Here is a 7,666-nt window from a genome sequence, read left to right on the forward strand (position 1 = left end):
GCCGCCAATGGCCGCAGCAGGCCGGCCTCGTCCACCGCCAATACCGAGCAGATCACATCCGGCGCCAGCGCTTCGACGCGCCGGCACAGCAGGTCCATCACCACCGGCAGCGGCCGCCCCAGCGCCACTGCCTCCAGCACATCATGCTGAAGCCCCGACACCGCTTCGCGCTCATTGCGCTCATCCATAGGCCGCAGCAGCATCAAGGTCAGCTTGGATTCGGTCTCAGGCATGGGCTGGAACTGCAGCTCAAAGCTGCGCTGCCCGCCTTGGGCCAAAGTCAGTTGCAGCAGCAGCGTCTGTTGCCGGAGCTCAGCCGGCCCCGCCTGGCGCAACAAGCCCTGCCAGCGCTCGGGGCTGAGGTCTTGAAAGCATTGATGCAAATAATCAGCGGCGACGCTGAATTGACGGAAGTACTGGTTGGCATGCTGAATTGCGCCCGCTTCGTCCACCCAAACCAGTCCGAGGCTGGCCTTGTCCAAGGAGCTGACCAACAGCTCGGGCGCCAACGCGGGTGCTGCGGACATGGCAGGCGGGGAAGCTTGATCGGGCATCGGTGGGAACCTCGCTTGGACTAACCGCTTCATCCTACGTCAGCTTTGAGCGCGTCTAACTGGCTTTGATCAAACTCAGCAAGCGCTCCAGCCCACCCGCGTTGATGGCCACCATGGCCTGCTCACGCACGCGCGGCTTGGCGTGGAAGGCGACCGACAAGCCGGCCGCGCCCATCATCAAGAGGTCGTTGGCGCCGTCGCCGACGGCGATGCACTGCTTGGCCTCACAGCCAATTTCTGCCGCGCACTGCAGCATCATGCGGCGCTTTTCCTCGCCGTCGCAGATATCGCCCCAGTCCTGCATCACCAGCCCGCCCGTCAGCAGGCCGTCGATGATTTCCAGCTCATTGCTGCGCACGAAATCCATGCCTAACTCGGCCGCGACATAACGGGTAAAAAACGTGAAGCCGCCCGACACCAGCAGCAGCTTGATGCCGGCGGCCTTCAAGGCTGCGCACAGCTCACGGGCACCGGGATTGAATTGCAGGCGAGACTGAAGCACCTCGTCCAGCGCCGTGACGGGAACGCCCTTCAGCAAGGCCAGGCGGCGGCGCAGGCTGTCCTTGAAGTCGGTAATCTCTCCGCGCATCGCCGCCTCGGTGATCGCCGCCACCTCGGCCTTGCGGCCCGCCGCGTCGGCGATCTCGTCAATGCACTCGATATTGATCAGGGTCGAGTCCATATCGAAGGCGGCGAGTTTGAAGTCGGCCATTGCCAAGGGCGGGATGAAGCCTTGCACTACCAAATCTTGAGTTGTCATCTTGAAGCTCGGTCAGTCTTGTTTGATCGGTGCCCCCAACAACCTCAGCACCTCTCGAATCGCCTGCGCCCGGTCCTTGGGGTCGCTGAGCGCTTTGTCGATGCGCAGCTTGTCGTTGCCGACCAATCTGATGTGGCGGTTCTTCTGCACCAGCTCGATCACCCGCATCGCGTCGATCGGCGGGTTGGGGCGGAAGTTGATGTTCAGTCCCATCGGCGCGGCGTCGATCTTGGCCACGCCATAAGGCTTGGCCAGCACGCGCAGGCGGTGGGTGTCGAACAGGGTCTGGCCCTGGGCGGGCAACTTGCCGAAACGGTCGGTGACTTCTTCCAGCAGCTTGTCGATCTGCTCGCTCTTTTCGGCCGAGGCCAAGCGCTTGTAGAGCGACAGGCGCTGATGGACGTCGCCGCAATAGGCGTCGGGCAAGAGCGCGGGCGAATGCAGATTGATTTCGGTGACGGCCGCCAGCGGGCTGAGCAGATCGGGTTCCTTGCCGGACTTGAGCGCGCGCACCGCCTCGGCCAGCATCTCGTTATAGAGCTGAAAGCCGATTTCCATCATATTGCCGCTCTGGTTCTCGCCCAGCATCTGGCCGGCACCGCGAATCTCCAGGTCATGCATGGCCAGATAAAAGCCCGAACCCAACTCCTCCATCGCCTGGATCGCGTCCAGCCGCATCGACGCCTGCTTGGTCAGGCCCTCGATGTCCGGCACCAGCAAATAGGCATAGGCCTGATGGTGCGAGCGGCCAACCCGGCCACGCAATTGGTGCAGCTGCGCCAGGCCGAACTTGTCGGCGCGCGCCATGATGATGGTGTTGGCACTCGGCACATCGATGCCGGTTTCGATGATGGTCGAGCACAGCAGCACATTGTGTTTGCCGCCGACGAACTCGCGCATCACCCGCTCCAGCTCGCGCTCCGGCATCTGGCCGTGCGCAATGATGATGCGGGCCTCGGGCACCAGCTCGGCCAGTTTCTGGCGTCGGTTCTCGATCGTCTCGACCTCGTTGTGCAGGAAGTAAACCTGGCCGCCACGCTTGAGCTCCCGCAGCACCGCTTCGCGGATCACGCCATTGCTCTCGGCGCGTACAAAGGTTTTGATGGCCAAACGCCGCTGCGGCGCCGTCGCGATAACGCTCAAGTCGCGCAGACCTTCGAGCGCCATGCCCAGCGTGCGCGGGATCGGCGTGGCGGTCAGCGTCAGCACATCCACCTCGGCCCGCATCGCCTTCATCTGCTCTTTGTGGCGCACGCCGAAGCGGTGTTCTTCGTCGATCACCAACAAGCCAAGCCTAGCGAACTTCACATCCGGGCTGAGCAGCTTGTGGGTGCCGATGACGATGTCGATGGTGCCGTCGGCCAGGCCGGCCATCGCCGCCTTGATCTCCTTGGCGGAGCGAAAGCGGCTCATCTCGGCCACCCGCACCGGCCATTTGCCGAAGCGGTCGGCAATGTTCTGGTAATGCTGCTCGGCCAGCAGCGTGGTCGGCGCCAGAATAGCGACTTGCTTGCCGCCCATCACGGCCACAAAGGCCGCACGCAGCGCCACCTCGGTCTTGCCGAAGCCGACATCGCCGCAGACCAGCCGGTCCATCGGTTTGGGGCTGATCATGTCCTGGATCACCGCGTGAATGGCGGCGCGCTGGTCGGGCGTTTCCTCAAAGCCGAAGCTGGCCGCAAAGGCCTCGTAGTCCGGCCCCGAGTATCTGAACGCGTGGCCTTCTCTGGCGGCGCGGCGGGCGTACAGATTGAGCAGCTCGGCGGCGGTGTCGCGCACCTGCTCGGCCGCCTTGCGCTTGGCCTTCTCCCACTGTCCGGAGCCGAGCCGGTGCAGCGGCGCTTCGTCGGCCGACACGCCGGTATACCGACTGATCAGGTGCAACTGCGCGACCGGCACATAAAGCGTGGCCTCATCGGCATAAATCAGGTGCAGGAATTCACTCGGCCCGTCACCGATGTCGATGTTGATCAGGCCCTGGTAGCGGCCGATGCCGTGGTTGTTGTGCACCACCGGATCGCCCACCTTGAGCTCGGACAGGTCCTTGATCAGTGCGTTGACGTCGGAGACCTGTTCTTGCTTGCGCCGCCGGCGCGTGGTCGGCGTGGTCGCAAACAGCTCGGTTTCAGTGAAAAGCTGAATCTGTTGTTCCGCCTCGTACCAGAAGAAGCCGGCCGCCAACGGTGCAGCGGTGATCGCGAACTTCTCGGTGCTAACTTCGAATTCCGCCAGATTGGCGACCGAAGGCGGATCGATTTTGTTGTCGCGCAGCAGTTCCAGCAGACTCTCGCGCCGGCCTTCGCTTTCGGCCAGCAGCAAGACCCGGTGCGGCGTGGCTTTCAGGTGGGCGGCGAGGCGAGCGAGTGGTTCCTGCGCGCCGCGCTCGACGCTGACGTCGGGCAGCGGCCGGGCATAGTCGACCGGCTCCTGGCCTCGAATTGCCAACACCGGATGCACATGGGTCAGCGCAAAAAATTCCTCGACCTTGAGAAAAATTTCTTCCGGCGCCAGGATCGGCCGCTCGGGGTCATGCTGCAAGAAGCGGTGGCGCTCGCGGGTGTCGGTCCAAAAACGCGTCAGCGCCTCGTCGACCTCGCCGTGCAGGGCCAGCGCGCATTGCTCGCCCAAGAACTCGAAGATGCTGGCGGTCTGCTCGAAAAAGATCGGCAGGTAGTACTCGATGCCGCCGGTGGCGATGCCCTGATCGATGTCTTTGTAGAGGCGCGAACGGGTCGGGTCACCGTCCATTTTTTCGCGCCAGCGCGAGCGAAAGGCCTTTCTCGCCGCCGCGTCCATCGGGAACTCGCGGCCCGGCAGCAGCCGCACCTCAGGCACCGGATAGAGGCTGCGCTGCGTGTCGGGATCGAAGGTGCGGATCGAATCGACCTCGTCGCCGAACAGGTCAACCCGGTAAGGCACCAGCGAGCCCATCGGGAACAGATCGATCAGGCCGCCGCGCACCGCGTACTCGCCCGGCGACACCACTTGCGACACATGCGAGTAGCCGGCCAGCGTCAGCTGCGACTTCAGGCCGGCCTCGTCGAGGCGCTGCTTTTGCTTGAAGTTGAAGGTGGTGGCGGCAAAAAAGCTCGGCGGTGCCAAGCGCGTCAGCGCCGTTGCGGCGGGCAGCAAGACGACATCCAGCTCGCGCTGATCCGCCGGCTTGCCGCGGCTTTGCAGCAGCTGCCAGAGTGTGGCCAGGCGCTCGGAGATCAGGTCCTGGTGCGGGCTGAAGGTGTCATAGGGCAGGGTTTCCCAGTCCGGGAAGACGCCGACGCGCAACTGCGGCGCGAAGAATTTCAGCTCGTCTTCCAAGCGCTGTGTATCGCCCGGCTCGGCCGTGAAGATGGCGGTGATGCGCCCGGCGGCCATTTGCTGCACGGCAAAGCGGGCCAGCAGCAGCGCGTCGGCCGAGCCGGTGGGCCTTGCTTGCGTGAATTTCTTACCGGGGGTGATCAGAGGGAGCTGCATGGGGCACAAATAGGAACAGCCCCGGAGCGGGGCTGCGCGGATTGTAGGCAAGCCCCGCGAGCCTTGTCAGTTGTGGGGTCGCTGGGCGTGGAACTTGACGGGCATGCTGCCGGTAAGTGCCCGCGCGCGCAGCTGCCCGCAGCCTCCGTCCACATCTTGGCCCGCTGAATCTCGCAGTTTGGTCAGAATGCCGCGCTGGTGCAGCTGGCGGGCGATCGCTGCGGCTTTCTCCCAGCTTGGCCGCTTGAATTCGAGGTCAGGAATGGTGTTGTAGGGAATCATGTTCAAGAGCGCGTACTTGCCGCTGAGCAGGCGCACGATGCCGTCCAACTCCTCGGCGCTGTCGTTGATGCCGTCCAGCAGCGTCCATTGATATTGAATCGGGTAGCCGGTGGCGCGCGCATAGGCTTCACCGAGTTCAACCAACTCGTCCGGCGTCAGGCGTGGCGCGCGCGGCAGCAGGCGTTCACGCAAGTCCGCCTTGCTGGTGTGTAGCGACAAAGCCAGCGCCGGCTTGACCGGGCCTTCCAAAAGGCGGCTGAAGATGCGCGGGTCGCCGACGCTGGAGAAGACCAAATTTTTGTGGCCGATATTGCCTTCGCTGCCGAGCAAATTGATGGCGTCGATGACGTTATCGAGGTTGTGCGCCGGCTCGCCCATGCCCATGAAAACGACTTTCTTGACCGGCCGCAGGCTGCGCGCCAAGGTCACTTGCGCGACGATCTCGGCGCTGGAGACTTGGCGGATCAAGCCCTCACGCCCCGTCATGCAAAACACGCAGCCGACCGCGCAGCCGACTTGCGAAGACACGCATAGGCCGTCCCTGGGCAAGAGCACCGACTCCACGGTTTGGCCGTCTTGCAGCCCGACCAGCAGGCGCGCCGAGCCGTCTTCGCCGGGGTGGCTGGAGATCAAACGCGTCAGGCCCAGCAGCTCGGCCTCGATCTGGGGCAGGGCCTCACGCAGGGCCAAGGGCAGGTAATTGCCGGGCCGGCGCCGGCCGGCGTCGCGGCAGCGCACCTGCACCCAGTCGCGCAGCACGCGTTGTTCGTGTTCGGGCTTGGCGCCGAGGTCGCGCAGGCGCTGGCGCAGGGCTTGGATTTGCATGGGCATCAGCCACGCATTTTAGAATCAAGCGATGATGAGTCAGAACAATTACACGGTAGGCGTGCAGCCACGCTGTTATGCCCTGGTGCCCGCTGCCGGCATCGGCAGCCGCTCAGGCGCCGACGGCCCCAAACAATATGTGCCGCTGGCCGGGCGCCCGATGATGGCGCACACCTTGAGCGCGCTGGCGCGGGTGCCGGGTCTTGCCGCCACGCTGGTGGTGCTGGCGCCGGATGATGATTGGTTCGAAGCGGCGCTGCCGGAATTCAAGGGCGACAACTGCTGGCTGGCCCGCTGCGGCGGCGCCAGCCGGGCCGAGACCGTCGCCAACGGCCTGCGTGAATTGATCGCTCGCGGCGCCCAGCCGCATGACTGGGTGCTGGTGCATGACGCGGCGCGCTGTTTGCTGCGCCCCGAGTGGGTCGAGCGCCTGATCGCCGCTTGCGAGCCCGATGAAGTCGGGGGTTTGCTGGCCCAACCCTTGGCCGACACCTTGAAGGCTTCAAACCAGGGGCGGGTGGCATCGACGATCTCGCGGGCCGAGAAATGGGCGGCGCAAACGCCGCAGATGTTCCGCCTTGGGCTGTTGCTGCCGGCGCTCGCTCATGCAGGCAATGCCGTCACCGATGAGGCCAGCGCGGTCGAGGCCTTGGGACACAGCCCCTTGCTGGTGGCCTGCTCGATCGAGAACTTCAAGGTGACTTGGCCAGCGGACTTCGCATTGGCCGAGCGCTTGTTGAAAAATCCATAGATTATTTTGAGTTCTGCCCACACCATGACCCCAATCCAAACCCAACTCCCCCATATCCGCATCGGCGAAGGCTGGGATACCCATCAACTGGTGCTGGGCCGGCCGCTGATTTTGGGCGGTATCAACATCCCGCACTCACACGGCCTGCTCGGCCACTCTGACGCCGATGCGCTCGCGCACGCCATCACCGATGCGCTGCTGGGCGCGGCGGCGCTGGGCGATATCGGCACGCTGTTCCCGGACACCGCGGCCGAGTTCAAGGGCGCTGATTCGATGGTTTTGCTGGCCGAGGCCTACCGGCGCGTGCGCCTTGAGGGCTGGCAGATCGTCAATATCGACAGCACCATCAAGGCGCAGGCACCCAAGATGGCGTCGCATATTCCTTTGATGCGAGCCCGCTTGGCCGCAGTGTTAGGTCTGCAGCTGGGTCAAATCAATGTCAAGGCCAAGACGGCCGAGAAAATGGGTCCGGTCGGCGAGGGCCTGGCCATCGAAGCGCAGGCGGTGTGCTTGCTGGCCAAGGGCTGAGGGCTCGTCAAGCCGCCTTCTGTAGCAAGATTCGCGCGAACAAGCCGCCGCCCTCGGCATTGCCGATCTCCAGCTGGCCGCCCAGCCGCTGCACCGATTTTTCAACAATGGCCAGCCCTAAACCGGCGCCGTTGGCGGCGGTGCGGGCGGCGTCGCCGCGGAAGAAGGGCGTGGTCAGTTTGGACAGCTTGTCCATCGGCACGCCGGGGCCAAAGTCGCGCACCAGCAGGTGCACCGAGTTGCCGCTCAGGCTGGCCGTCACCTCAACTTGGGCGGCACCGTCACCGCTGCGGCCATAGCGGCGTGCGTTCTCGAACAGATTCAGCAGCACCCGACCCAGCTCGGTGTCATCGGCCCAAACCTTCAGGTCGGACAGCACGCCGTTGTGAATCAGGATCTGCTGGGGCTCGCGAAAGCCCTGCGCCACCCGGTCCACCAGCTCGCCCAGCAGCAAGGGCTGCAACTGCAACTCGGACGGGCGGGCGTAGTCCATGA

6 protein-coding genes and 1 pseudogene are annotated in these 7,666 nt (G+C 64.4%); 2 read left to right on the forward strand and 5 right to left on the reverse strand.

The window, feature by feature from the left end:
* The 4 genes and pseudogenes from RMO57_RS10220 to RMO57_RS10235 form a co-directional block, all read right to left on the reverse strand.
* Positions 1–527, reverse strand: a pseudogene (locus tag RMO57_RS10220) (hypothetical protein); the annotation flags it as partial.
* 82 nt (positions 528–609) lie between these two features.
* Complete coding sequence (gene serB, locus RMO57_RS10225; RefSeq protein ID WP_310386289.1) at positions 610–1,314, reverse strand: phosphoserine phosphatase SerB; 705 nt, start codon at positions 1,312–1,314, stop codon at positions 610–612.
* Between the two features lie 12 nt (positions 1,315–1,326).
* Entirely contained in the window at positions 1,327–4,785 is a 3,459-nt protein-coding gene (mfd, locus tag RMO57_RS10230) for a transcription-repair coupling factor (RefSeq protein ID WP_310386290.1), read from the reverse strand.
* Positions 4,786–4,851: 66 nt separating this feature from the next.
* Positions 4,852–5,892: an RNA methyltransferase gene (locus tag RMO57_RS10235; RefSeq protein ID WP_310386297.1), complete on the reverse strand. Its 1,041-nt coding sequence runs from the start codon at positions 5,890–5,892 to the stop codon at positions 4,852–4,854.
* A gap of 34 nt (positions 5,893–5,926) precedes the next feature.
* Between RMO57_RS10235 and ispD the strand changes: the two genes are divergently transcribed.
* Positions 5,927–6,643 carry a 2-C-methyl-D-erythritol 4-phosphate cytidylyltransferase gene (ispD, locus tag RMO57_RS10240; protein ID WP_310386291.1) on the forward strand — a complete coding sequence of 239 codons (717 nt, stop codon included), beginning with the start codon at positions 5,927–5,929 and terminating at the stop codon, positions 6,641–6,643.
* Positions 6,644–6,667: 24 nt separating this feature from the next.
* A complete protein-coding gene (gene ispF, locus RMO57_RS10245; RefSeq protein ID WP_310386293.1) occupies positions 6,668–7,171 on the forward strand; it encodes a 2-C-methyl-D-erythritol 2,4-cyclodiphosphate synthase in 504 nt (167 codons plus the stop codon).
* 7 nt (positions 7,172–7,178) lie between these two features.
* Here the strand turns inward: ispF and RMO57_RS10250 are convergent.
* Positions 7,179–7,666 (reverse strand): sensor histidine kinase (locus RMO57_RS10250; protein ID WP_310386295.1); only part of this gene is annotated, 488 nt, incomplete at its 5' end.

The sequence above is a fragment of the Roseateles sp. genome (genome assembly GCF_031397715.1).
Lineage (GTDB): Bacteria > Pseudomonadota > Gammaproteobacteria > Burkholderiales > Burkholderiaceae_C > Paucibacter_A.

Bases quoted from the DNA above. Each gene is read 5' to 3' on its own strand.
- serB (WP_310386289.1), bottom strand. From the start codon at position 1,314: ATGACAACTCAAGATTTGGTAGTGCAAGGCTTCATCCCGCCCTTGGCA.
- mfd (WP_310386290.1), bottom strand. From the start codon at position 4,785: ATGCAGCTCCCTCTGATCACCCCCGGTAAGAAATTCACGCAAGCAAGG.
- RMO57_RS10235 (WP_310386297.1), bottom strand. From the start codon at position 5,892: ATGCAAATCCAAGCCCTGCGCCAGCGCCTGCGCGACCTCGGCGCCAAG.
- ispD (WP_310386291.1), top strand. From the start codon at position 5,927: ATGAGTCAGAACAATTACACGGTAGGCGTGCAGCCACGCTGTTATGCC.
- ispF (WP_310386293.1), top strand. From the start codon at position 6,668: ATGACCCCAATCCAAACCCAACTCCCCCATATCCGCATCGGCGAAGGC.